Raw genomic sequence first — 630 nt, forward strand, 5'->3', positions numbered from 1 at the left:
CCGCGGTGCAGCAGTTCACGGCCAACCGCGGCGCAGGGTTCCACGTCACCACGCGTCCCATAGCAGGCCATTAAAAGCTTCATCGCGTCCTACCCTCTCATTTTTTTGCGGAGCCTTTCACTGTTGTTGCTGAGGCGCAATGGCGCCGACGGCTGCCGCGGTTCCAATTCGACCGGCCACGCCATGCCACCGCCAGCGGCACCGGAGTGGCCGGCTCGCCCCAGCAGTAGTCGCCGTGGGACTCCGCCGACCCCGATGTACTCTCTGGTCCACGCAACTTGAAGGGGGGCAGTGGATGGCCAGATCCCTGAGATTTGTGCTGGCAAGCTACGGAAGTCGTGGCGATGTGGAGCCCTGCGTTGCCGTTGGCCGTGAACTGCTGCACCGCGGGCACGAAGTGCACATGGCCGTCCCCCCTAACCTGGTGGGCTTCGTCGAGTCGGCAGGGCTCGGCGCGACGGCGCTCGGTCCGGACCCGCAGGAGATGCTCGAAGCGCATTGGGCCTTCTACAGAACGTGTTTTCGCACGCCTTGGCGCATCCGCGAAGTGAGCAGACTGTCGCGCGAGGCATGGGAACCCAAGGCTCGAGCGTGGGAAGAGCTGAGCAGAACGCTGACGTCTCTTGCGAA

General features: G+C 64.4%; 1 protein-coding gene. It reads left to right on the top strand.

The annotated features are described in order from the left end of the window. Positions 1 to 295: 295 nt before the first annotated feature. Positions 296 to 630 (top strand): glycosyltransferase (locus tag A5698_RS27705; RefSeq protein WP_231967232.1); only part of this gene is annotated, 335 nt, incomplete at its 3' end.

Source organism: Mycobacterium sp. E136, from assembly GCF_001666865.1.
Lineage (GTDB): Bacteria > Actinomycetota > Actinomycetes > Mycobacteriales > Mycobacteriaceae > Mycobacterium.